This window comes from Neisseria sp. HMSC064E01, assembly GCF_001808875.1.
Lineage (GTDB): Bacteria > Pseudomonadota > Gammaproteobacteria > Burkholderiales > Neisseriaceae > Neisseria > Neisseria sicca_A.
Genome location: NZ_KV794935.1, coordinates 1 through 26,451, shown reverse-complemented (window position 1 = coordinate 26,451; position 26,451 = coordinate 1). Strand labels below are relative to the sequence as shown.

Here is a 26,451-nt window from a genome sequence, read left to right as displayed (position 1 = left end):
CGTACTGGTTTAAAGTTAATCCACTATATTATTAACGTTGAACATATCCGTTTAATCTGTTTTCAGACGACCTCCCTATACACAAATTCAATATTCCAATCGGAACCATTTCTTATATTTATTGTCTGTATTTCAATAAGCATTCATAAAAATATTATATTTAACCCGCATGACCTGATGGATTATAATGACGAATAACAGCCGGAATATGCTTTATTCAAATATTATCGACTTGACGACTCAACTAAATACCTATTATTTACATCTCCGCCACATCGGAACAACCAGACAATGAACCACTTTTGGACAAACAGCCTGACCGCCTGCATCCTGCTTGGCGCGTCGCTTCAAGCTTCGGCACAAACCCACTCCGTTTATTTCAATCAAAACGGCAAAATTACCGCCACAATGTCATCGGTAGCTTACGTCCGCCAATACACCGTCGAATCCGGCGTAGCGCAAGTGCAGGACTTTTACTATCCGTCCATGAAAAAATATTCCGACCCGTATGAAATACCGGCGGCGCAGATCAAAACCTTCGTTCCCGTCCTCAACAACGGTACTTTGACACTCTGGCATTTCAACGGGCAAAAGAAAATGGTCGGCAGCTACCGCAACGGCAAACCGAACGGCGAATGGACCAACTGGTATCCCAACGGTAAAAAATCGGCAGTCATGCCATATCTGAACGGCTTGAGCGAAGGCGTCGGCTCGCGCTATTACCGCAACGGCACGAAAGAAAGCGAAATCCAGTTCAAACACGACAAGGCAAACGGCTACTGGAAGCAATGGTATCCCAACGGCACACCGAAAACCGAAATGACCATGGTCAACGACAAGCCGACCGAAATCACGAGTTGGGACGAAAACGGCCGCGCCCTTTCTGAAATTACCATTACCAACGGCAAACGAAACGGCGTTGTTTTAGAATGGTATGACGACGGTTCTAAAAAATCCGAGACGGTTTACGCCAACGACCAAGTGGTGAAAAAAACCAACTGGGACAAAGAAGGTTATGTGATTGACTAACAAAAAAGGGAAACGATACGTTTCCTTTTTTTGTTTAAACAGTAAGGTCGTCTGAAACCGACCATTCCCAACGCTGCAGAATTTACATTTAAATATCAACCGCTCCCCTTGTTCCTTTACAGATTTCGTTTAAAATACAACCCAAACAACAACTATTCAAATTACATAAAACTATGCGCTATTACGGTACGATTACACGCTGGAATGACAACCGCCAATTTGGGGCTATCCGCGAAGAAAGCATGGGAACTGAAGTATTCGCCCCGCTTTCCGCCTTTACTACACTGACGCGTCCACCTGCCGAAGGTCAGCGCGTATCGTTTGACATCGTTAAAGGCAGGCGCGGACGCGACGAAGCTGAAAATATCTGCTTCTCCCTTGACTGCGTCGATGAATTCGACTTTTTCGCCCCTGAGCCTGAGCCGTATAAAAAAGCCTTCTCCAAACTCTTGCTGCTTATCCCTATCATCGCCCTGCTTGCCGCCAGCGGATGGTTTGGCTGGGATTATTGGCAGAAATACCAGCAACAAGCGAAAGCGGCAGCTGCCATGCCGCCGGAGACGATGGTGGAAGAAGTTTCAGCAAAGATGAATGCCGAACGCAAGGCATGGCTGGATGCGGTAAACAGTCGTGGTCGCACAAATGCTAAACATAAATCTACGAATACTCAAAAATCTGATCACTCCACTGTCTCTTCAACATCAAAAAGCGAATTCAAATGCGATGGTCGTCAATATTGTTCTCAAATGACTTCCTTAAGCGAGGCAGAATTCTTCGTTAAATTCTGTCCGAATACCAAAATGGACGGCGATCATGATGGTATTCCATGTGAAAACGACAGCCGTTGGCATTAATCTCTCTTTTTTCCTGTACAAAAGGTCGTCTGAAAACCCAAATCCAAGGTTTTCAGACGACCTTTCACCTTAACCCTGTTTCAACACCCCAAATTCTTTTAAAATACCGCCTGATTTGAATTTAACCGAGAGACCGAACTTCATGAACCTACATCAAACCGTCGAACGCGAAGCCGCCACCGCCTTTGCCGCCGCAGGCATCACCGACAGCCCCGTTGTCTTGCAGCCGACCAAAAATGCCGAACACGGCGATTTCCAAATCAACGGCGTGATGGGTGCGGCGAAAAAAGCCAAACAAAATCCGCGCGAGTTGGCGCAAAAGGTTGCCGAAGCATTGGCGGGCAATGCCGTGATTGAAAGCGCGGAAGTGGCCGGCCCGGGCTTCATCAACCTGCGCCTGCGCCCCGAATTTCTCGCCCAAAACATTCATGCGGCTTTAAACGACGCGCGTTTCGGCGTGGCAAAAACTGACAAACCGCAAACCGTCGTCATCGACTATTCCTCACCCAATCTGGCGAAGGAAATGCACGTCGGCCATCTGCGTTCCAGCATCATCGGCGACAGCATTTCGCGCGTGTTGGAATTTATGGGCAACACCGTCATCCGCCAAAACCACGTCGGCGACTGGGGTACGCAGTTCGGCATGTTGGTCGCTTATTTGGTTGAACAGCAAAAAGACAATGCCGCGTTTGAGTTGGCGGATTTGGAGCAGTTTTACCGCGCCGCCAAAGTGCGCTTTGACGAAGATGCCGCTTTTGCCGATACCGCGCGCGAATACGTTGTGAAGCTGCAAGGCGGCGATGAAACCGTGTTGGCGTTGTGGAAACAGTTTGTCGATATTTCGCTCTCGCACGCCCAAGCCGTTTACGACACGCTGGGCTTGAAGCTGCGCCCCGAAGACGTGGCGGGCGAATCGAAATACAACGACGATTTGCAGCCCGTGGTCGATGATTTGGTTCAAAAAGGTCTGGCGGTCGAAGACGACGGAGCGAAAGTCGTGTTCTTGGACGAGTTTAAAAACAAAGCAGGCGAACCCGCCGCATTTATCGTGCAAAAACAAGGCGGCGGCTTCCTCTACGCCTCCACCGATTTGGCATGCCTGCGCTACCGCATAGGCCGTCTGAAAGCCGACCGCCTGCTGTACGTCGTCGACCACCGCCAAGCCCTGCACTTCGAACAACTTTTCACCACTTCCCGCAAAGCAGGCTATCTGCCTGAAGATGCAAAAGCCGAGTTTATCGGCTTCGGCACCATGATGGGCAAAGACGGCAAACCGTTCAAAACGCGCAGCGGCGACACCGTAAAATTGGTTGACCTGCTGACCGAAGCCGTCGAGCGCGCCACTGCTTTGGTGAAAGAAAAAAATCCCGAATTAGGTGCGGACGAAGCCGCTAAAATCAGCAAAACCGTCGGTATCGGCGCAGTCAAATACGCCGATTTGAGCAAAAACCGCACCAGCGATTATGTGTTCGACTGGGACGCCATGCTCTCGTTTGAAGGCAACACCGCCCCCTACCTGCAATACGCCTACACCCGCGTGCAAAGCGTGTTCCGCAAAGCCGGTGAATGGGACGCAACCGCGCCAACCGTTTTGACCGAACCGCTGGAAAAACAGCTTGCCGCCGAGCTGCTGAAATTCGAAGACGTACTGCAAAGCGTGGCGGACACGGCGTATCCGCACTACCTCGCCGCCTACCTCTACCAAACCGCCACCCTGTTCAGCCGCTTCTACGAAGCCTGCCCGATACTCAAAGCCGAAGGCGCAACCCGCAACAGCCGCCTGCAACTGGCGAAGCTCACCGGCAACACGCTGAAACGAGGCTTGGACTTGCTGGGCATTGATGTGTTGGATGTGATGTAAGGCATTCCCCATAAGCAAAGGTCGTCTGAAAACAGATTTTCAGACGACCTTTTTATCTTCTTTGCCCCTTAGGCTATACTGTCGGAAATATTTTCAATTCCGACAATTCTTTATGCCCGATTTCCTTCCCGTCCCGCCTGCCGAACTGTGGCAGGCGACGCTTGAACACCTTCGCCTCTCCCTGATTGCCCTGCTTTGCGCCGTCGCACTTGCCGTGCCGCTCGCCGTATGGCTGGCAGACAAACGGCGTTGGGCGGAAGGTGTTTTACAAGTAACCAATATCCTGCAAACCATTCCGTCCCTCGCCCTACTCGGCTTGCTGATTCCCTTTGTCGGCATCGGTTCGCCGCCGGTTTTGATCGCGCTGACGCTCTACGCCCTTTTGCCGATTTTTCAGAACACCTATCTCGGGTTGAGCCAAATCGATCCCGCCATCAAAGAAGCGCACACCGCGTTCGGCTTGTCCCGTTGGCAGGCGTTGTGGCGCATTGAATTGCCGATGGCGCTGCCCGCCATGATTTCCGGCATCCGCACCGCGTCCGTATTGATTATCGGCACGGCGACACTCGCCGCGCTCATCGGCGCGGGCGGCTTGGGCAACCTGATTTTGCTCGGCATCGACCGCAACAACATGGCAATGACGTTTACCGGCGCGTTGCTGTCCGCCCTGCTCGCCGTACTGGTCAGCGGCGGCATCGGCATACTGCAAAAGTCCAAACGCAAACTACCGATTACCGCCGCCCTACTTGCCATCCTTATCGCCATCGGTTTGGCACCGATTTTTCAAACGAACCCATCCGCACAAAAAATCACCATCGCAGGCAAACTCGGCAGCGAACCCGACATCCTCATCAATATGTACAAACAGTTGATTGAAGAAAATAATCCGCGCGCGCAAGTGGCGCTCAAACCCAATTTCGGCAAAACTTCATTTCTGTTTAATGCCTTAAACAGCGGCGAAATCGACATCTATCCCGAATTTACCGGCACCGTCCTTGAAAGTCTGGTCAAAGTCCCTGCCGAACAGCAAAACCGCCGCCTTTCGCCCGAACAGACTTACCAAACTGCCAAAGACCTGCTCGTCCGACAGCACCGGCTGACCTTTCTGCCGCCGATGGCATACCAAAACACCTACGCCCTCGCCGTCAGCCAAGACTACGCCGCTGCGCACGACCTGCACAAAATCTCCGACCTCAAACGCGTGCAAAACCAAATCCGCGCCGGATTTACCCTCGAATTTACCGACCGCGCCGACGGCTACAAAGGTTTGCAACAACACGGCATACAGTTTCGCCACCTCTCGACGCTCGAACCCGCCCTGCGCTACACCGCCCTGCTAAACGGCAAAATCGACCTCGTCGAAGCCTATTCCACCGACAGCGACCTCAAACAATACCGCCTCGCCGTCCTTTCAGACGACATCGCCCTTTTCCCCTCCTACCAAGGCGCGCCGCTGATGAAAACTGAGTTTGCCGAACAGCATCCCGACGTCGTGAACACATTAAACAAACTGGCAGGCAAAATCAGCGAAGCCGAAATGACTGAAATGAACTACCGCGTGAAAGTGGGCGGAGAAAAACCGGCAGACGTGGCGCGGGATTATTTACAAAAAAACGGTTTAATAAACGATAAGGGCAAATGATTCAGGTCGTCTGAAAAACGGTTTTCATTTTGTTGAAACAGATTTTCAGACGACCTCCAAGTTGCAACAAGCCACCGATTAGACTATAGTGGATTCTCGATCAACACAAACATCAAGGAAATAAGCTATGAGCGGTAAATTAGACCAAATCAGCGGTAATGTAAAAGAGAAAGCCGGAGAACTCTTAGACGATCCCAAACTCCAAGCAGAAGGCGTGATCCAACAAGGCATCGGCAAAGTCAAAGAAGTTGCCGCCGACATTGAGGAAAAAGCCAGCGACGTATTGAAAAAAGGCAAAGAAGAAGCAGAACATCTGGTTGACGAGGCAAAAGAAAAAGCCGAAAACCTGATTGACAACATCAAAAGCAAGTTCTAATCCATCCTTGTCTTAGACCATGTCAAAAGGCCGTCTGAAACACGATTTCAGACGGCCTTTATTTCAGGCAGCGCAACCACCCAAAATCGCCTGTTCCCCATCCCATCAAACTTTCAGACGACCCCGCCGGATAAGTTGGATAGATGAATCCAATGCTTTAACGGTTTTGCCGAAACCGACTCGAGATACGCATCGTTTAATCATCGACAGGAGAAGCACCATGCCTTCCGCCAAGCTCATCCAAAAGCTTAAACCCGCCCTGCAAAATCAGCTTCCGCCCGAACAAGACGGCATCTTGTTGTGCCTCGACTCCGACAACGTAACGGGCGACAACGCCAAATACATGAACATGTACAACCGCCTCGCCCGTTGGTACGACTTCGGCGAACGCTGGATAGCCCGCCTCAGATACGGCAACAGTATCAACGAAATGCGGCGCAGCCTGATGGGCGAACTGGAATGGCGGCAGGATTGCACCGCGCTCTACGTCTCCATCGGCACAGGCGTCGATTTGAACCACCTGCACGCCGACATCGACCCCGCCGCGCTGGATTTGACCGGTGCCGACCTGTCGCTCGGCATGTTGGAACGCTGCCGCAACGTATGGCGGAAAAAAGCGGCAGGCTTGGATTTGGTACACTGCAACGCCGAAGATTTACCCTTTGCCGACAATATATTCGACGTCGTATTCCATGTGGGCGGCATCAATTTTTTCAGCGACAAACAAAAAGCCATCAACGAAATGCTGCGCGTCGCCAAGCCCGGCACCAAAATCATGATCGCAGACGAAACCACCGACTTCATCCAACAACAATACAAAAAAAGCCTGTTCACGCGGAACTACTTCCAAGACACCGATTTCGACCTAACACAAATCGAAAACTGCATTCCCGAAACCGTACAGGAAAAGAAAACGCGGCTGCTTTGGGACAACCGCTTTTACTGCATCACCTTCCGCAAACCTGCCTAAAACAGCCGCTGCGTTTGCTTTTTCAGACGATCTTAATGCAGATTCGCCTTAAAGAACTGCTCAAACTTATCAAATGGAATCTTACCACTGGTGTTGTCATACAAATCCGTGGTTCGCACTTGGCACGATGTACAGCTCTTTGTTTTTGCTGCCCAGAGATTTGAATGGATTGGAGAACTGACAGTGGAAGATTGGGAGGGGGGTAAAAACTATTTTAAAAATTAGCAATATTCACTTTTAATACTATTTCAAAATAAAAATTTGTTACAATGACAGAGTAACCATTTTAATTAAATTAAATCAATGAATATAACCAGAAGGTCAATGTGATGGAAATACAAGATTGGGGCGGCGGTTTAACTCAACATGAGGTTGAGGCCATTGAAAAAATCAAACAGGCTTTTCAAGCTTCTGAAAATAACAAGAAAGTAAAAGGACAGGGATTTGACACATTAAAATCCCTCAAATCCATTTTCCCTTGGAAAGGATACTCGGGTTTTCGCTTCGCGGATATAAAAGAACGTAAAGAAGGTGAATTTGATTTGGTTATTGTTACCCATTGCAATGTGTTGATTATTGAGTTGAAACATTGGAATGGAACGATTACTTCTTGTCAAGATAGATGGTATTTAAACAATAAAGATATGGGTCGTTCGCCCGTTTCTATTACGCGAAACAAACAACATATGCTAGAAAAGAAATTGGATAAATTTAAACAACAATTTACCAATAAAGGATTTCGTCCGCAGGTTCATTTTTTAGTTGTAATGACAAGTAATACAGATTTTAGCCAGCTACCAGACAATGAAAAACTACACATTATAACATTGACTGATTTTTTGCAATTAAAAGACGAAGAACAATTTGATGCTCGTTTCAGTCCACATTCTAAGAGCAAAACGTTAAATCAGGATTTTGAATTATTTGATAAAAAAATCTTCGGCAGTAATACCATTAAACCTAAAAGTATCAGCATTGGCGGATATTATGCAGAAGATAACTCTATTTTTTCCCACCCAAAACATATTTATCAAGAATATCTAGCTCAAACCGAAAATAAAAAGCACCAAGACCAAGCCTTATTGCGCCGTTGGGATTTCACTAAAATCAACCGCTCTGAAGCTCAAACACCTGACGGGCGTTATCGCCTAGTCAGCCGTGAATACGATGTATTGAACCATATTAAATTACAAAATAAAGACTTGTATCACGCTTGCTTGAATTACAAATCTACCCCGCAAAAAGGTGAAATCACTGCGGAACATATTGATTTATTTGAGCTGTTTCCACAACAAAAACGTTTTGACCAATTTGTCGGCGGATACAATGGTGAAAATTTAAGCACTGAACGCCGTTTGGGATTAGTACAATTATTGTTGGATAAATTTGCCCAGTTACACAAAGTCGATATTGCCCATCGTGATTTGGGTAATCACAGCATTTGGCTGTCAGCAGATGACAAAATTACGCTATCGGGGTTTGCAACCGCCTATTTTTCATCTGAGGAAACGGTTGGCGACATTCGTGAGATTTTGGAAGTCTCCGGCGATTTGGCAAAATCTCATTTTCCACTTTCAGACGGCATCAAACTCACACCATACCAATATGACGTACGTTCTTTGGCTGTTTTGGCATGGCATATCATTCAGGCAAAACGCATTTCACCGGTCAGTCTTGATGAAATGAAAAATAAATTAGCGGATGAAACAGCATGGTATGCTGAAATTTTGCGTGAGGCATTGTCTGATATACCTTTTAAAAGTGCGGTGGATTTTTTAGATAAATTTAATCAAGCCAAACCTGAGCAGGCGGTAGATTTTTCTTTTGATTTTACAAAATTAGAGCCGTTCACACATGACATCAACCATTCCCGTGCCTATCGTGAAGATGATGATTTTATTGTAGAAACCAGTGAGAAAGAAGTTTACTGTTCCAATGGTTTGTTGGTTAAAGCATGGCTGAATGCAGACCCGCAAACTGATAGCTCAAAAGCCAGAGTAGTTTTGAACTGGCTGGAAAATATGGCGAAACTGGCAAATTTGTCGCCTGATTATTTACCGAAAATCAGAGAATTTGGTATTGCCAAGAAATCAGGCTGCCTTTTTGCAGCAAGTGATTTTATTGACGGGCATAGTTGGCAAGATATTTGCAAACTTGATTTGTCGGATGAGCAAAAACAGGTTCTTATTCATCAATTTATTCAAAATATTGAACATTTACACAGTCTAGGTTTCACACATGGCGATTTGAAACCTGACAATGTATTAGTAACGACCGATGATGACTCTGCTCAGCTACATATTCTAGATATATTGGATTTCTCTCCAAACGGGAAAAGTCAGTTCAATACCGAATATTCGCCGGAATTTGACTATCCAACAGAGAAACAACGCGATAATTTTGCCGTGATGAAAATGGCGTGTGAATTATTGGGCGTTGAATGGAATAGGTCGTCTGAAAGTTTTGCTGAAGTTGCTGAAGTGATACAGCAAGAGTATTCAGACAGCCAAACTGCGTTTATTTCATTGGCTCGTTTCAAAGAAGCACTCAATCCCAAACCGTCTACACTGATGATTGACATTACAGTGAGTGGGCGCGAGTCTTTTCCACCGATTGCGATTTATCCTGAAAATGGTGAATTGTTTGTTCAATTTGAAAAGAGCAAGCAAGGTGATGTGCTGGTGCAATTTATCGGTTTGGGCGGTGTATTAAAAGCATTTTATTCAGTAAAAGATAAGCAATTTACTCATGCATTGGCTCCAATCAACCGTGATTACATCAGTAAGCGAGATAAAGATAATAGTGTAATGAGCCTAACGCTAGGCTTAAATATCACTTATGGTTCTTATAGTGAAATGACTACATTAAATCATTCACTAAAAACTAACGAGCAGTTTATCCACACCATCAACCAATTCATTACTAAACATATTTCCAAGCAACCCGAAGAAGAACATATTGAAGAATTTGAAGTCTTGGAAACTGAAATTGTTGATGCTGAAATTGCAGTACCGTTTATCGAACAACGCCCTAGTATTCAAAAACTTTGGCAGGCAATTTTAGATACTGAAACTGAAGCTTTACCTTCTATTACTGCCAGTGAAGCCTTGCAAAAAACAGAAAATGGAGACTGTTATATTCCCTATGATGGTGAAATCAATCCGTTAGATCAATTCAAACGGGATGAAGTTGTTGAAGCTATTGGGAAAAGTGAAGATGGAGAAAAAACCTTTAAATATGGTGTGGTAAATATTGCTAAAAGTCAATTGAATGAATTACACATCAAGTCCAAAGGTTTGACCAATTCTGCAAATAATATTCAAGCAGATACGCCTATTTATTTGCAAAGTAAACAGAACAAGGCTTCTTATACCCGTCGAAAAAACGCATTACAACGTATTTTAGACGGTGAAAGTGCGGTGAAAAATCTAGTGCATTATTTTGATGAACATTGCATCTTGCCGTCTGAAAAATATGATATTCATGTTAGCGATGAAGAATTTAAACGCTATGATCAGCCTGAAAAAAATGTAAGCCTTAATGAAGCACAACGTATTGCCTTTCAACGTTTGATTGCCAATGGACCATTATCTTTATTACAAGGTCCGCCGGGAACAGGGAAAACAGAATTTATTGCCGCATTTGTACATTATTTATTTGATGTGCAAAAGGTTCGAAATATTCTACTGGTCAGCCAATCACATGAAGCAGTCAATACTGCTGCCGAACGTATCCGTAAACACTGTCAGCGTTTGGGAACAGATTTACAACTGGTGCGGTTCAGTAATCGCGAAATTGCCGATTCCGAAATATTGGAAGATGTGTTTTCACCCAATTTGGTCGGGCAAAAAAGAGCTCAGTTAAATGTGAACAAGATTGGCAATATCTGCCAGCTTGGACGTAGCATGGGGCTGCCTGAAGACTATTTGCGTAAACGTACCGAATTAGCGTTTGATATTGGCGTGCAAGTTCGTCGTTATCAAAAAATTGTTAAATCATCAAAAGATCAAACCGTTGATGAAGATGAAAAACGCTTACGCAAAAAATTAGAAAAAAGCATTAAAGAACAAGCTCAAGCAATGGGGCTACGTGAATTGGTTGAAATTGACGAAATTCTGCCAAAATTTATCAGTGAATTGGATCACAAGCATAATATTCAGCCGATTGAAAATATCCAAGCAGGTAAACTGATTGATTTAACCCAAGATATGCTGGAAGCCCTATCTAACGAACGCACCAATTATGATGAATTTTTGGCTCGTTCCCGTCAGCTTGTGATTGGCACTTGCGTAGGTATCGGACAACGCCATATCGGAATTGCCGATAATCTTTATGACTGGGTGATTGTGGACGAAGCCGCACGTTCTATTTCCAGTGAATTGGCGATTGCCATGCAGTCTGGTACGCGTATTTTGCTTGTAGGTGACCATAAGCAATTACCGCCTTTGTATTCAGAAGAGCATAAAAACGCACTTGCCCGCCGATTAGGGATTTCCAAGCGCGGTGAGGAATTAGATCAAGCATTAGGCAGTGATTTTGAACGCGTTTTCCTATCTGAATATGGAAAGCAAACTTGCGCCACACTCAAAACACAATACCGCATGGCTCCTGCGATTGGCAGTTTAGTATCAGCATGTTTTTATGAAAATGTTTTGGAAAACGGTAAAACTGACAATGATGTGCCTAATATTTATTTCAGGCTACCTGAAAAGATAAAATCCTGCGTAACATGGTTAGATACAACTTCATTACCAAATGCGTATCATGAACAAGGCAAAAGTGGTAGTTTATCCAACCGTGCCGAAGCCGACGTAATTATTGGGATATTACAAGACTTGGCAAACGATGAAACGTTTATGAATAGTGAACCTGTACAAAAATGTTTAGAGAAAAACGAACAAGCCATTGGTGTAATTTGCATGTACGGCGAACAGAAGAAACTGATTCGTAAAAAATTCAATGAGCGCAGTTGGAATGACGACTTCCGCCGCTTAGTTAAAATTGATAGTGTAGATAGTTATCAAGGCAAAGAAAACCGTGTGATTATCTTGTCGTTGACCCGTCATGATAAAGTATGTAGCACAGGCTTTTTGCATCTACCAAACCGTATTAACGTAGCTCTATCTCGAGCTATGGATAAACTTATTATCGTTGGAGCAAAAACCATGTGGGAACATCCAAAAAACAGCAAAACTCCATTGGCAAAAGTTTTACGTTTTATACAAAAGCAAAATAATCCGCAAGATTACACAATTAAGATATTAAAAAACGGAGCCAAAAAATGAGTGAACAAAAAACACCTTATAATCAAATAGATTTTGTGGTTAAAGCTCCGCGTTTTCGTATCGTATTTTCGTATATGAGCGATAAAGGTGTGGCGTTTGTGCGTGAATATTTGTTGCGACTTTTGAAAGTAACACCGTGCAAACCTGCACAAATTGCCCAATACTTTGGTTTTAATCAATATGAAACCGAAGTCGCTCTTGCTGATTTGGAGAGCAATAAATGGATTATTTGGCAGGATAACGGCTTGATTGCATTATCGGCAGAAGGGCAGAGACTGTTTCAAGACAATCAGGAATCACCCCATATTCCCACTTTAAAAGAATTTGGTGGTGAATATCGTATGGAATTATTAGATAGTAATTTTCTGAAAAAAAACGACTGTGATAATAATCGCCAGCAAGCCATTGAGTTAGTCATCGAACCAAAGGTGTTATCAGAAAGTAGCGAAATTGCACAAAAAACATTTCAAAATCGCTTTCGCCAGCTAATAGAAGATGAAATTGTTGAAGTTAAAAATGAAGTAGGTGAAATTGAAAAGGATATTTCACTATATAAAATTGATGTTATTGAACCCAAAGGTACGCCTGATTATTTCCGTTTCACGCAACAATTCGAGTTATTGCCTGAAACAGGACAAGCTAAAGAACGCAATGATGTGCCGATAATTACTCATCAAGAAAATATTCAGCAAGCCATTACTGCACAACTGGAGAAATTTTATCGTCATGATAATTTGCGTGAACTGCGTAATAGTATGGCAGAAATTAGTGATGACGATACTTTAAAAGTGCTATTCGGCGGAACATTAGACTTTAACGAATTTTTAAAAGTTTATCAGGAGCATGAACAACAAAATGGCTTGTATTTTTTAGGACAAATTTATCATCAAGAAACCTTGTTCGAACAAATCAATAAAATTTTAGATAAATTAAACAAAAAATCACCTAAAAAACTCTATTGGTTGGCTCCAAGCGATATTTACTGGGGAAAACAACGGAAAATTCATGATAAAATTCAAAATCTAATAGATAAACAAAAAAATGGCTATGATTTTCACCTGTACTTACCTTTGCCTTCCGAACGAAATCAACATGAAAAACAAGAATGGCTAAATCACTTTAAAGATATATCAGATAAAGTACTTTACGGATTCTGTGAAAGTTTTTTAGATGGAAATACTGAAATTCTATTTCTAGAAGATAAATTTGCTGTGGTTTGTTATCACGCAAAACTATCTTCTTATCCTGTGACATTGCCTATCGGGTTTATGACTACCGATATTAAAAAAATAAATCATATTATAAGATTGGCTAAAAATTATCTAAATTCCGCCCTATTCCCTGATAGAGATGAAGATGAAATAAGACAAAAAGACTTTGGTTTGTTAAAACCATAGCAGCATAATCTTTATATATACAATGGACAAACTCAAAGTCCTAAAACACTTCTGCTCCGCCGCCGAATCCACCTGCAAAACGGCGAACTTGTAGAACCCCTCCCCGAAGTCCCGCGCCGCCCGTGGCAACTCTACATCTACCGCCCGCAACGCACAGTAACTTCCGGGCGCGTGTTAAAGGTGTTCGACTGGCTGACGGAGGTGTTGCGGGAAATGTATGATAAAAAGGCTACTTGAAAATCAAGAAGGCTCAAGCGACATTCATCGTCTGTTTCCGCTTGCCTTCAGGTCGTCTGAAAACACATTTACAAACTCAAACATCAGAATATCAATACCCAATACGGCTCATGCTGAGATCCGATACTCCGGACAGATTTAGCATCTTTATTATGTCTCAACCCAAGCTGCATTTACCGATTTGAATCGGCTATACTACCGCCTTTCCTTAAAACACACATCGTCATGAGCACCAAAAAATTTCCCGTCCCCCTCAGCTATTTCAGCATGCCGTTGGGGCTTTTCGCGCTCGGTTTGTCGTGGCGTTACGGTGCGCGTATCGGGCTTTTACCGAATTGGGCTGCGGAAACGCTGTTAACTGCCGCTTTCGTGCTTTGGCTGCTGCTGGTTATTGCCTACATCATCAAAATCCGTTTTTTCCGCCCCGAATTTTTGCAGGATTTGCAGGATTTGGTGCAATGCTGTTTCATTAGTGCGATTCCGATTACCACGATGCTGGCAGGTTTGGCAGCCTTACCCTATCAAACGCTACTGGCAAAAGGGTTGATTTTGCTGGGAACGTCGGGACAGTTGGCATTTGCCATGTACCGCGCAGGCGGCTTGTGGCGCGGCGTCCATACCCTTGATGCCACCACGCCGATTGTGTACCTGCCCACCGTTGCCACCAATTTTGTCAGCGCGACCGCGATGGCGGCATTGGGTTGGTCGGATTACGCTTGGCTGTTTTTGGGCGCAGGGCTATTTTCATGGCTTAGCTTGGAAGCCGCCATATTGAGCCGTTTGCGCACCGGCACACCCGTCAACGCCCCTGTGCGCGGTATTGTCGGCATTCAGCTTGCGCCCGCTTTTGTCGGCTGTGGCACCTATTTTGCCGTATCGGGCGGACACATCGATGCCTTCGCGCTGCTTTTAATCGGCTACGGCTGCCTGCAATTCCTGCTACTGCTGCGCCTTCTGCCTTGGATGCTGGAACAGGGTTTCAGCCCCAGTTTTTGGGGTTTCTCATTCGGTTTGGCGGCAATGACGGGCTGCGGTTTCCATTTGATTGCCGAACAGCGTTTACTGTTTTTAGGCTATTTCCTCGCTACCGCAGGCTCCGGCTTGGTGATGTTGCTGTTGCTGGCGACTTTGAATTTGGCGAGACAGGGACGGTTGTTGGTGAAATGAAAAATAGTGCGGCTTAGAGCTGTTATAATAAAACGGACATGGTTTTAGGTTGTCTGAAAACGGCGTAAGCACAGTCGGATTCTAGAATCCGACTGTGCTTACTGACTATACTTTACACGGGTGTGAATTATATTTCTTTGCGGGAGGTAAAACGTACGCTGTCCACTGCTTATGGGGGAGTTCAGAGAAAAGCTCCACCAATTCGCCACTTGCCAAATAAACATAGCAAGCAATATGCCCAAATATATACCAGTGTCGATTTATTCATCCGCCGCATTCAAATTCCAGATTTCTTGCCTCGACTGAAAAGATAAAGCAAAGCCGTATTAAAAACCTGTCATGCTGACCTTATTCGTAGATGATGTCTATAATTCTCTGCTGTTGCCTTGGGAATTTATCATCCCCTTTAATAACCCAATATCTCTAGAAAAATCTCTCTTTTCAAAACTCGATAGAATGACCTTTTCTGTTTCCGGAGACCAATAAATTTTCAAATTTTCTTTTGCTCTTGTAATAGCCGTATAAAAAATACTATGGCTTACCAATTCTTCCAATTCATTCGTAATAATGATTTTAACAGACTTGTATTCTAAACCTTGTGATTTATGGATAGATACAGCATAAGCAACTTGAAATGGAACTAATTTATCAAATGAATCATCATCTTCATCGGTATCTGGATATTTTTTAACTGAAAATTTAATTATTGAATTTTTACTATTTTTATTTGATAAAAGTTCAAAATCATATCCATCTGCATCAATTTCATTTATGCTAATATCTAATTCAATAGTAAAAAATATTTCACTTTCTGTTTTGTTAATATCAACAATTTTTCCTTTCATGTTGTTATGAATAAGTGGAGTAAATCTTTCTGACTCATTAAACAAAATAGGATCATTTACCTTGTAATCGTGTATTCCCCATAAAACAGGCTGGTTTGGATTATTACTCTGCAAAAAATGATTAATATTATTAATACCATAAATACCATCATAATTCAGGCACAAAATGATTTCATCATCATTTGGCTGATCCAGTACTGATTTATCTAATCTAACAGAATAGTTTTCTTTTACCATCGGTTCTAATATCGCTATATCTAACTCTCTAACTCTATTCCAGATTGTTAATAAATTTTCATTAGTTGTTCTATATGGTGTTTTCAATTCTAAAATTGCAGATTGATTGACAAATCTACGAATAATGTCAAACCAATTCCCAAACAAAATAGATTCAATTTGAAAAACATCGCCAACTAAAACAAGCATCTTACAATCTACTTTCCTTAGAATACTTACCATATCTTGATTACTAATAGTACTGCACTCATCAATAACCAATAAATCACAAGATGTATGATTATTTCTTTTAGATAGAAACTTTGAAACAGTCATAAAATAGCTGTTTTTAGTGGTTACCCTTCTTTTTAAGTTGTTTACAGCAGGATTGGTATTAGCTAAATATATTTTTTCTTTGTCATTCCAAAAGTTAGATATATGGTTTATAACTGTAGACTTACCTGTCCCTGCTGCACCGTAGATTAATGCAACTCTAGATTGAGAAAACATATTTTTTAGTAATTCTAATTTCTCATTACAATCAATTTTATATGAACCATCATTTAGCCAAGAAATAACTGAATTAGTATAACCTTCTATCTTTTCATTTGCATATTTTTTTATTTCCAGGATAATATCAATGCAATTATCTACATATTCTTTTATATAGATAAATCCTTTATATTCAACCAAGTTACGATTAGTGTGTTTGTGATATACGTTGGAATTATACTTCTTCATTAATTCTTGAATATTAGAGAAGCCAGATATTTCTTCTAATTTTGTAAATAAGATTCCTTTTTTCTCTGCGTTATTCTTAATGAATCTTGCTAGGAACTCATGTTCACGATTCGATGGATTGATACAATTAAATAAATCATGCACTTTAGGGTTGTGACTTATTAAAGATGTCGTGAATGGCATTTTATCAAATGGAATACACCCCCAGCTAAGATTTAAGTTGGATAACTTATGGCATAAAGCATTATTAAACTGACTTTTAATTACTTTGTTATTTAATTTATACAGCAAATAACTGATAACATTTCCTCCTGCTAAATTATTTCTTATAAGGTTTCTACAAACTTCTAATATATTGATAAAATTAGTAGTTCTTACTTGTGAAGTTATTTGATTTTTAAAATCATAAAAATAATTGTCTGATAATCGTACAATATCGACAAAGTCAATCTTATTATAAGTTAAATACTTCATTATTAAAGAATATTCATTACTGTTAGAATGAACTGATTGCATGTTGAAAATTTTTGAGAAATTCTTAAATTCACAATTACGTATTGACACTTCCCAGTTATCAATAATTTTAATTGACATCCTACTGTTTAGTATATCAATATAATCTTCTCTTATTCTTAATTTTACTGCATAATTATCCAGTATATCATGGCGTGTAAAGGCGATAATCCTATCAAATTTACTTACTTTATCATTTGCAATAGTAAATGTAACTTCATAATATATTTCTTGTTTCACAAAGAAAGGTTTTATTTTTTGAATATAATATCTATCATTATAATCAGAATAGGTATCATTGATATGGTCTGCGTTTATTTTTAATGATATTTTTTCATAATACTCAGTTAATTTTTCATCTAAATTTAAAGGAAACTCTTCTATATTATATAAAATATCTAACCCATATTTTTTTCTTAAAAATGATTTTATTCTTAGTAAGTATTCATAATATTTTAGCATTAACCTTTCAGATCCATTCTCATCTATAGTATAGTGTGATACGGATTTTTGTAATAGGCTATGGAATTTATGTAGGAAATCAAAGCTGCCTTGTGATTTAATATATTCCCATGCTTCTTTTTTATCTGAATAGTTGTTAGGATCAATATCCTGACCATTACTATATATTTTTTGTGCAATATATTCGATTAAGTTTCTTAACTGGGCGAGAATATTTTGTGAAAGTAAGCCTCTTTCTGAATCATCAAATCTATCAATATTCTTAGAAATAACGGAAGCAGTTTCTTTTATTGCAATATCTATTTTTAGCATAGTTTTCTCCTTATGTTATGCAATTATATTAAATTTGATTTTATCATAATAAATTACGTTAAGAAAATTAGTGAATTAAGGAGCAATATAATTGTTGCAAAGATTTTTCAGATAACCTTTTCCCCACATGTTATCTATCCATCCCGTTGCCTACACTGCGCTTGCGGCACAAGTCTTTTCAATCAACTCCCTTACCCAGTGATACGCAGGATCTTTATGGGTCCGTTCGTGCCAAATCAGTGTTTTGGTAAAGCCTTGAATTTTAAGAGGTGGTTCAAACCGTTTGAGGTTGGGCACGTTGGCAATCAAACGCTCAGGCACAATAGCCAGAAATCGCTTTGCGCCAGCAATTCAGGCAAAACGATAAAATTTTGTACCGACAGGCTGACGTTTCTTTGTAATCCCATCGCTCGCAAGGCTTGGTCGGTAACACCGCTGAAACTGCCGCCATGATAGGAAATCAAGGCTTGTTCTAACTGGCAAAACTGCTCAAGGGTCAGTTGCGATTCTTTGGCTATTGGGTGATCGTGGCGAACGGCACAGATATAACGCTCGTCATATAAATTTTTTGCGTGAATATCTTGAGCTTGCAAGTCTGGTGTCACCAGCGCAAAATCGATTTGCCGTTGTTCGAGCTGGTTTTGCACGGCGCTTTCGTTAATTGCCAGTACCGACACTTTAATTTTTGGGGCTTGGATTTTAAGCAACCCCAGAAACGGCACAATCACGGCACGCATTGCATAATCGGTGCAGGCGATGCGTACGGTTAATTCCGCCGTTGTCGGATCAAACTGCGGCGGCTGTAATAACTGCTCCACTTCATTCAGCACCTTTTTCACTTGCGGGGCAAGTTCTAATGCCTGATTGGTCGGCACAACGCCCCGCTGTACCCGCACAAACAGCGGATCATCAAAACTGTCACGCAATCTTGCCAACACGCCGCTCATTGCAGGCCGCGTAATCGCCAAACGCTCGGCGGCTTTGCTCGTCCATCAAAGCCGCAAAGGCTTTCAGCAAATTCAAATCCAGTGTTTGTAGAGACTTTATTTTAGCTCCCTGCCATCTTTTCACATCATTTTACATGATAGCAAATATTTCAAATAGCGATTTCACTTATATCTAGCCCCACCCTATAATGACTCACATAGCAAAACGCGACTAACCATTAACAAAGAGGACTTTACTATGAAAACTTATTCACAACCTGCAATCATCTGGCCAGAAAAATATACTCCAGGCGAAACCGACAACTACGTTTCCAATGAAGTGATTGTAAAAGGCTTAAATGTGGCGGATGTGCTGCCTTATTTAGCGGATGCCAAAGCATGGGGCACTTATTATCACAATGCCAAAAATATCGTGGTGGGCGACGGTTCAACGACTAAGCTTTTAGCGATGTGTATCACGCTTGGACTTTAGAAAACCTGCGGAACAACCGCGTGTGTGTGTCTTAACCGAAGAAAGCCAAATTGGCAAACTTGCCAAAGACTTGGCAGAAACCGCGCCAAATCCAATGGTAAACGGCCATCAAGCATGGTTGGACGGTTTAACAAAAGCGGTGAAAATAAAGCAGCCTGCACTTAAAAAACAAGGTGCAGGCTGCTTTAGGATAATGAGCCGTTTATCAATCCAGTTTTACGATTTCTCCGTCTTCCGGAACATTCACGCGGCTTTCAATGCCTTGACCGCGTATAAATTTACGCATATCGGCGCGGCTGACGGCGGTATGATTCACGGTATCCATGTGTACGGTGATGATTTTGGCTTTAGGCATGACTTGGCTGGCTTTTAATACATCAGCCGTCCCCATAATAATGCCGTCTGAAATGCCTGAAATCAGCGCGTAGCCCGTGTTCATAATCAGATAATCGGGTTTGTAGCGGTTCAATGCTTTGTTTACATCTGCCGTCCACACAGTATCACCCATAATATAAGCGGTTTTATGTCCGTTGCTTTGGAATACCACACCCATTGCATCACCTAAGATTTCGGCTAGCTGCGGGTTGGCATACATGGCTTCTGTACCGTGTACGCCGCCGGTTTTGCTGATGGTTACGCCGTTGAAGACAGCGCTGCCGTTCAACACGCGTACATCAGTAAAGCCTTGGCTGCGGATTTTTGCCGCGTCGGCTTGGTGCTGCACATATACGGGCAGGTTTTTCGGAATGGAACGTGCGGCGGTTTCGTCCCAATGGTCTTCGTGAGTATGGGTAACGATAACTGCATCCACACCGTCCAAAATTTTATTCACGCTCATCGGCAGCCCGACCAGCGGCATTTTGGCTTGGTTATTGAACGTGCCGGCAAAGCCGTTCATGGAATGCTTGGGGGCGAAAAACGGGTCAATCAAAAACGTCTGCCCCGCATATTCGACTTTGGCGGTAGCATTACGGATATGTTGGTATGAATCGTCTGCCCAAGCGGAAAAGGCTGTCGCGCCCAAAACAGTAGCAAGAATAAATTGCTTAGATTTCATGATGTTGCTCCTTAAAAAATCATGGAGCGTATTTTAAGCAACAGGTGTATAGGCTAAAATAGGCAATATTGCCAATAAACGCAAGGATAGTGCCAAAATGTCGTCTGAAAACGAGCGTAACGAGTTTCGCCAAAATCAAACTGTCCCCAAAATCGTGCTATATGCTCAATCGGGCATGAATGATTTTGTCTTCAACATTCCCTTTTCTGTTTTTCAGACGACCTATCGGGACAATCCGCTCTTTGACCTGAAAATCTGTTCCGATGACAGCAAAGACGTTACCACGGCACTGGGCGCAAGCATTCCCGTACACGGTGGCTTGGATTTGACGGAAGAAGCCGACATCATCGTCATCGCAGGATGGCGCAATATTGAAGAAGCCCCGACACCCGAGTTGAGTGCACATTTACAGAAAGCAGTACAACGTGGTGCGCATATCACCGCCCTATGTTACGGCACTTACGCTCTTGCCTACACAGGACTTTTAGACGGCAGAACCGCCGCCACCCACTGGCTTGCCGAAGACGACTTTGTCCGCCGTTTCCCTAAAATTCATCTGGATACCAACCGCCTATATGCGGAAGACGGCAACTTTTTAACATCGGCAGGTGCGGCGGGCGGGCTGGATTGCTGCCTTTACCTCATCCGCAAAATCCACGGTGCAACCGTTGCCAACGACCTTGCCCGTACCTTGGTTGCGGCACCACATCGCGAAGGCGGGCAGGCACAGTTTATCCACCGACCTGTCGAACGTCGTACCGCCGATGACAAAATCAATCACTTATTGGACGAACTGCGCCAAAACCTTGCCACCCCATACCGCTTGGACGATTTGGCAAAAAAATTAGCCGTTTCCCGTCGTACCTTTATCCGCCATTTTTCTCAAGCCACAGGCATGAATTTCGGTGAGTGGCTCACCACAGAGCGGCTATGGCAGGCGCAGGATTTGTTGGAAAATACGGATTTGCCGATAGAACGCATCGCCGAACAAAGCGGCTTCGGCAGCGCGGCAAACCTACGTTTGCAGTTCAAAGCCAAGTTTAAAATCAATCCGAATGCCTGGCGGAAAGTATTTGGCAGATAGCTCGCGTTAGTCAATCCAAAACACCTAGGTGCAGGCTGCTTTGGAGGTCGTCTGAAAACCCAAAAAGCAGCCTGCACTTTTCAGACGACCTACCAAAGTTTTCGGAACATGAGCTACGCCGCTTTGTCGAAATTGCAAAGGATATTTATGATGCAGCCTGAACATACTCCCTTAATCGAATTCAAAAACGTCAGCAAACGCTACGACAACCACACCGCTGTAAACGAACTGAACCTGACCATTTACCAAGGCGAGTTTTTCGTGTTGGTGGGCGGTTCGGGCAGCGGCAAATCCACCACGCTGCGCATGATTAACGCGCTGACCGAGCCGACCAACGGCGATGTTTATTTCAACGGCAGACGTATCAAAGATTACGACATCCGCGGGCTGCGCCACCGCATCGGCTATGTGCTGCAACAAATCGCCCTGTTCCCCACCATGACCGTGCGGCAGAACATCGAATTGATGCCCGACATTTTAGGCTGGGACAAACCGAAGCGCACATCGCGCGCGAACGAACTGCTTGAGCTGGTCGGTATGCCGCCCGAAACCTACCTAAACCGCTATCCGCACGAACTCTCGGGCGGCGAACAGCAACGCATCGGCATCCTGCGCGCCATCGCCGCCAAACCCGACATCTTGTTGATGGACGAACCCTTTTCCGCCCTCGATCCGCTCGCCCGCGCTTCCCTTCAGGAAACGGTTTCCCTGATTCACAAAAAACTCGGCACCACCATCGTTTTCGTTACCCACGACATGAACGAAGCCGCCAAACTCGCCTGCCGCATCGGCGTGATGCACCAAGGCAGGCTGGTTCAGGTCGATACGCCGCAGGATATTCAAAACCATCCGGCGGATGATTATGTGCGCTCCCTGTTCGGCGCGGCACAGCCGGAAAACACCGCCTCCGCCGAGGAAGTCATCAACCTTTACCGCCGTTTGGACGCAGACGGCAAAGCGCGGGTAAGGGAACACTGGGCAAAAGAAGAAAACAAAAAAGATTAGAAAAAGGGTCGTCTGAAAACGTCAAAATGGTTTGAGGCAGCTTGCGATATTTGTTTGAACGCTGCCGAAGCGTCGTTTTCAGACGACCTTTTCCCAATCCGTATCCTGATATTGTTATAATCCGAGCTGTCCGGACAACCACCGATTTATATCCATATGAATACCTTCATCCTCCACGACACACGCCCTTATCCGCAGACTCCGGTTAAAAACCATTTACTGATAAACGCCTCACTGCTCGCACACGGCACGACCGCCGCAACCCGCAAGATTGCTGTGGGGCAGTTGCAAACCGAAATCCGCAGCCAGCTTCATCAAAACTACTACGTCAACCTGTCCGTCGCTATGACCATGGCGCCCGATGTAGAGACTTACAACGCGCTGATGCAGAGCATCAACCAAGTCTTATCCGCCGAAAACGACGACGAAGCCCAATGGTTTGCCCTGCCCGTCGTCATCGTCGCTGGCTGCAAACAGGAGCGATCGCTGCCCCTGACGCTGCCTACCGAAGCGCTGACCGCCTGCCTGTCCAACTATCCCCACTTGCGCGCCTTAACGCAAAACACCCAATGGCTGCCCTTCCTCGCCCATTCAGACGACCTAAGCGGCATCACACCCGAACAGTGGTGGAACGCGAAACAAAACAGCGAATCCGCCGCCGCATTCCTGCAAACTTTTGAAGACAAACCGCTGATCTGTCCCGAAGGGCAGTCCGTCCATGTCGTGTACGCGCTGGGCTACGGCGACAAAAACCTGCAAACCGCATTGGACGTCAACCTGCAACAGGCAGGCCTGCCGCTGATGCAGGTTTGGCAGGAAAGCCTTGCCGCCGCCGGCGTTACCCTCTTCACCAACCCGCTGTCCCCGAACACCCCGCTCCAAGCCCTGACCGACGGCAGCCACACCCGTCAGCGCATGGCGATGGACGTGTTCGCCACCAACGCCATCCGCGCCATCCGCATGCAGAGTCCGCGCGTCGGCGTCGTCATCGCCGCAAGGGCGGGCGGACAGATTTTGTTTGGCTTCAACGCGACCGACAGCGCGTTTGAAGTCGTCCCGCAAGTGTTCGTGTGGAACCTTTCGTCTTCCGACAACATCGCCGTCATCCAACACAACTTCCTCGACCTGATGGCGGAATGCCGCGTCGAGCATATCCGTATCCTGCACGACGTTTTGCCGGAAAATGCCGATCTGCCGACCTACGCGCAATCCCTGTCCCTGGACGGACACAACCCATTCTTCTCCGAACACGCCTAAACCGCCTATGAAAAACCATTCCGTACTCTTCGTCTGCCTCGGCAACATCTGCCGCTCCCCCATGGCGGAATACGTCCTGCGCCACCGCGCCCGCGAATCAGGCGTAGCCCACCGCGTCCGCACCGACAGCGCTGGCACATCCGGCTGGCACGATGGCGAAAACATGCACCAAGGCACGCGCAAAATCCTCGCGGCCCACGGCATCGACCATCAAGGTTTTACCAGCAGCAAAGTGCGTTCCGAAGATTTCGATGAATTCGACTTCATCATCGCCATGGATGACAACAACCTTGCCGAACTGGAAAAAATGTTCGGCAAACACCCCGACAAAATCTTCAAACTCACCGACCTCATCCCCGAAAGCGGCTACCGCCACGTCCCCGACCCGTGGTACACCGGCGACTTTGACGAAACCTTCAGACTTGTGGACGCAGGCAGCATCGCGCTGCTGAAAAAGCTGGGTTTGGTTTGAATCGGTTGACAGCGTTTAAAGCTGAACGCAACGCAGTAAAAAAGGTCGTCTGAAACCTCAAATTTGGGTTTCAGACGACCTTTTGTTCTATCTTTATCTATGCCGGATTATGAAGGCTGTCCGATTTTCTTGATCTTTTTAGCATGCAAACACGCAATAATCACCAAACAGGAGACAACGAAATATACGCCCGAAACAAACATAAACAGCATAGACATCAAGCCTTGACCCATATCACCGCAGCAAAGCGGCGTCGAATTGCTCCAATATAAAAACAGATAGGCGCCATTAAGAATCGATGTCACCAAAAGAGTGGTAAGAATATATCGCTTGAAATAAAGATAAGGCAGGCATAGAAAAAATTGCACCAACAGACCAAACCCGGCCATCTCAAGCGCCTCCTTCGGTTCATTCGCCCCTAAATCAAAATACTGCGCCCAAGCATAAGACCATAAGGTCATAACGATGACAATCACAACAGCCGCGCTCAATAAAGAAAAAATCCGCTGTTGCTTGTTTTGAAATTGAAAAAACACGATACGTCCAAACCTCCTCAAAGCGGCACTTTCAAGCCCATTGATATTATAGTGGATTAAATTTAAATCAGGACAAGGCGATGAAGCCGCAGATAGTACAGATAGTACGGAACCGATTCACTTGGTGCTTTAAGCACCTTAGAGAATCGTTCTCTTTGAGCTAAGGCGAGTCAACGCCGTACTGGTTTAAAGTTAATCCACTATAAGGGTTCGATTTTTATTCAAAACCCTTATTCAGTCAACATGACGCCACTGATTTCAACCCGCCTTTTCAGACGACCTCTCGGTCTTTTGCACAACAACACCATCAAACCGCACTCGCCAACCCCATGCGCCTTGGTTTCCTATACAATATCGCGCAATACAAACCTACCCTACCACCATGTCCAAAAAAATCCTTATCATCACCCCGAGCTGGATTGGCGACTGCGTCATGACCCAGCCGCTTTACCGCCGCCTGCACGAACTCCATCCCGGCTGCACCATAGACGCATTTGCGCCCAAATGGTCGATGGCGGTGTTCGATCGTATGCCCGAAATCAACCGAGTTATTGAAAACCCGTTCGGACACGGCGCGTTGGAGCTGAAAAAACGCTGGCGCATCGGGCGCGAACTGGGCAAACAAGGTTACGACCAAGTTATCGTCCTGCCCGGCTCGCTCAAATCCGCCCTCATCGCCTTCGCCACCGGCATCAAACAGCGCACCGGCTACGTCGGCGAATCGCGCTACCTGCTGCTCAACGACATCCGCAAACTCGACAAAGCCGCCCTGCCCCTGATGGTCGACCGCTACACCGCCCTCGCCTACCCGACGCAGGCGGACTTCAACGGACATTCCGATAACCCGCGTTTCACCATTTCCCCCGAAAGCCGCGCCGCCGCGCTTGCCAAATACGGCTTAAACACCGACAAACCCGTTCTCGCCTTCTGTCCGGGCGCGGAATATGGTCCCGCCAAACGCTGGCCCGCACGCCATTTCGCCGAACTCGGCCGCCGCCATCTGGCGCAAGGCTGGCAGGTTTGGCTGTTCGGCTCGCAAAAAGATTTCGACATCGCCGAAGAAATCAACCGCCTTTCAGACGACCTCTGTACCAACCTTTGCGGCAAAACCAACCTTTCCGAAGCGATTGACCTGCTCTCCTGCGCCGACACCGTCGTCTGCAACGACAGCGGCCTGATGCACCTCGCCGCCGCACTCGACCGCAAACTCGTCGCCGCCTACGGCTCGTCCAGCCCCGACCACACCCCGCCCTTGAGCCAAAAAGCCAAAATCGTCAGCCTGCACCTCGAATGCTCGCCCTGCTTCAAGCGTGAATGCCCGTTAGGACACACCGACTGCCTGAACAAACTCACGCCGGACATGGTTCAAAAAGCGGCGGAAGAATTGGCGCAAACGGAATCTGAATAAGTCATCAGCCTATAAGCCCTGAATCGCAAACGTTATAGTGGATTAACTTTAAATCAGGACAAGGCGACGAAGCCGCAGATAGTACATCAGGACAAGGCGACGAAGCCGCAGACAGTACAAATAGTACGGCAAGGCGAGGCAACGCCGTACTGGTTTAAATTTAATCCACTATACAAAACCGCATTTATCGGTTTGCCACTTCACCGCCCTGCATTAAAAGAGCCGCCATACAACAAAAGGTCGTCTGAAACCTTACTCCGGTTTTCAGACGACCTGAGACCTTTGCAAAATTCCCCAAAATCCCCT

19 protein-coding genes are annotated in these 26,451 nt (G+C 45.1%); 15 read left to right on the top strand and 4 right to left on the bottom strand.

From position 1 onward, the window contains the following. Nucleotides 1-291 precede the first annotated feature (291 nt). The 9 genes from HMPREF2572_RS06410 (at nucleotide 292) to tehA (ending at nucleotide 14,818) form a co-directional block, all read left to right on the top strand. The gene (locus HMPREF2572_RS06410) at nucleotides 292-1,029 is read left to right on the top strand and encodes a toxin-antitoxin system YwqK family antitoxin (protein ID WP_070497010.1); all 738 of its coding nucleotides are present in this window, start codon (nucleotides 292-294) and stop codon (nucleotides 1,027-1,029) included. 173 nt (nucleotides 1,030-1,202) lie between these two features. After that, on the top strand, nucleotides 1,203-1,883 hold the full coding sequence (locus tag HMPREF2572_RS06405; protein ID WP_070497007.1) for an excalibur calcium-binding domain-containing protein: 681 nt from the start codon (nucleotides 1,203-1,205) through the stop codon (nucleotides 1,881-1,883). A 142-nt stretch (nucleotides 1,884-2,025) separates the two neighbouring features. Then, nucleotides 2,026-3,744: an arginine--tRNA ligase gene (gene argS / locus HMPREF2572_RS06400; protein WP_070497004.1), complete on the top strand. Its 1,719-nt coding sequence runs from the start codon at nucleotides 2,026-2,028 to the stop codon at nucleotides 3,742-3,744. A gap of 112 nt (nucleotides 3,745-3,856) precedes the next feature. Continuing rightward, entirely contained in the window at nucleotides 3,857-5,386 is a 1,530-nt protein-coding gene (locus HMPREF2572_RS06395; protein WP_070497001.1) for an ABC transporter permease/substrate-binding protein, read from the top strand. Between the two features lie 127 nt (nucleotides 5,387-5,513). Continuing rightward, complete coding sequence (locus HMPREF2572_RS06390; protein WP_003744757.1) at nucleotides 5,514-5,762, top strand: CsbD family protein; 249 nt, start codon at nucleotides 5,514-5,516, stop codon at nucleotides 5,760-5,762. 220 nt (nucleotides 5,763-5,982) lie between these two features. Continuing rightward, the gene (locus HMPREF2572_RS06385) at nucleotides 5,983-6,732 is read left to right on the top strand and encodes a class I SAM-dependent methyltransferase (RefSeq protein WP_070496998.1); all 750 of its coding nucleotides are present in this window, start codon (nucleotides 5,983-5,985) and stop codon (nucleotides 6,730-6,732) included. Between the two features lie 329 nt (nucleotides 6,733-7,061). After that, a complete protein-coding gene (locus HMPREF2572_RS06380; protein WP_070496995.1) occupies nucleotides 7,062-12,017 on the top strand; it encodes an AAA domain-containing protein in 4,956 nt (1,651 codons plus the stop codon). Further along, nucleotides 12,014-13,414, top strand: a complete 1,401-nt coding sequence (locus tag HMPREF2572_RS06375; protein ID WP_070496990.1) for a hypothetical protein — start codon at nucleotides 12,014-12,016, stop codon at nucleotides 13,412-13,414. Before HMPREF2572_RS06380 ends, HMPREF2572_RS06375 begins: the two co-directional genes overlap by 4 nt. A gap of 462 nt (nucleotides 13,415-13,876) precedes the next feature. Next, on the top strand, nucleotides 13,877-14,818 hold the full coding sequence (gene tehA, locus HMPREF2572_RS06370) for a dicarboxylate transporter/tellurite-resistance protein TehA (RefSeq protein ID WP_070496987.1): 942 nt from the start codon (nucleotides 13,877-13,879) through the stop codon (nucleotides 14,816-14,818). Nucleotides 14,819-15,183: 365 nt separating this feature from the next. On the opposite strand, the gene HMPREF2572_RS06365 is transcribed toward tehA, so the two are convergent. Both HMPREF2572_RS06365 and HMPREF2572_RS06360 read right to left on the bottom strand, forming a co-directional pair. Then, nucleotides 15,184-17,907, bottom strand: coding sequence for an ATP-dependent DNA helicase (locus HMPREF2572_RS06365; protein WP_070496984.1), 2,724 nt, complete (start codon nucleotides 17,905-17,907; stop codon nucleotides 15,184-15,186). 305 nt (nucleotides 17,908-18,212) lie between these two features. Further along, complete coding sequence (locus tag HMPREF2572_RS06360) at nucleotides 18,213-18,854, bottom strand: LysR substrate-binding domain-containing protein (protein WP_246827780.1); 642 nt, start codon at nucleotides 18,852-18,854, stop codon at nucleotides 18,213-18,215. A 238-nt stretch (nucleotides 18,855-19,092) separates the two neighbouring features. Between HMPREF2572_RS06360 and HMPREF2572_RS15050 the strand changes: the two genes are divergently transcribed. Further along, nucleotides 19,093-19,326, top strand: a complete 234-nt coding sequence (locus HMPREF2572_RS15050) for a hypothetical protein (RefSeq protein WP_070496981.1) — start codon at nucleotides 19,093-19,095, stop codon at nucleotides 19,324-19,326. A 205-nt stretch (nucleotides 19,327-19,531) separates the two neighbouring features. Here HMPREF2572_RS15050 and HMPREF2572_RS06350 read toward each other — a convergent pair whose 3' ends face one another. Next, nucleotides 19,532-20,383: an MBL fold metallo-hydrolase gene (locus HMPREF2572_RS06350; RefSeq protein ID WP_003823631.1), complete on the bottom strand. Its 852-nt coding sequence runs from the start codon at nucleotides 20,381-20,383 to the stop codon at nucleotides 19,532-19,534. A 97-nt stretch (nucleotides 20,384-20,480) separates the two neighbouring features. On the opposite strand from HMPREF2572_RS06350, the gene HMPREF2572_RS06345 reads away from it, so the two are divergent. The 4 genes from HMPREF2572_RS06345 (at nucleotide 20,481) to HMPREF2572_RS06330 (ending at nucleotide 24,201) form a co-directional block, all read left to right on the top strand. Then, nucleotides 20,481-21,467, top strand: coding sequence for a GlxA family transcriptional regulator (locus HMPREF2572_RS06345; protein ID WP_070496978.1), 987 nt, complete (start codon nucleotides 20,481-20,483; stop codon nucleotides 21,465-21,467). A 147-nt stretch (nucleotides 21,468-21,614) separates the two neighbouring features. Beyond that, nucleotides 21,615-22,472 carry an ABC transporter ATP-binding protein gene (locus HMPREF2572_RS06340; protein WP_083294177.1) on the top strand — a complete coding sequence of 286 codons (858 nt, stop codon included), beginning with the start codon at nucleotides 21,615-21,617 and terminating at the stop codon, nucleotides 22,470-22,472. 156 nt (nucleotides 22,473-22,628) lie between these two features. After that, nucleotides 22,629-23,729 (top strand): conjugal transfer protein, encoded by a 1,101-nt coding sequence (locus HMPREF2572_RS06335; RefSeq protein WP_070496975.1) that lies wholly within the window; start codon nucleotides 22,629-22,631, stop codon nucleotides 23,727-23,729. 7 nt (nucleotides 23,730-23,736) lie between these two features. Continuing rightward, nucleotides 23,737-24,201, top strand: a complete 465-nt coding sequence (locus tag HMPREF2572_RS06330; protein WP_070496972.1) for a low molecular weight protein-tyrosine-phosphatase — start codon at nucleotides 23,737-23,739, stop codon at nucleotides 24,199-24,201. Between the two features lie 107 nt (nucleotides 24,202-24,308). Here HMPREF2572_RS06330 and HMPREF2572_RS06325 read toward each other — a convergent pair whose 3' ends face one another. After that, nucleotides 24,309-24,737, bottom strand: a complete 429-nt coding sequence (locus HMPREF2572_RS06325) for a hypothetical protein (protein ID WP_070496969.1) — start codon at nucleotides 24,735-24,737, stop codon at nucleotides 24,309-24,311. Between the two features lie 382 nt (nucleotides 24,738-25,119). Here HMPREF2572_RS06325 and waaF point away from each other — a divergent pair, with 382 nt between their 5' ends. Then, nucleotides 25,120-26,145, top strand: a complete 1,026-nt coding sequence (gene waaF, locus HMPREF2572_RS06320) for a lipopolysaccharide heptosyltransferase II (protein ID WP_070496966.1) — start codon at nucleotides 25,120-25,122, stop codon at nucleotides 26,143-26,145. Nucleotides 26,146-26,451 lie beyond the last annotated feature (306 nt).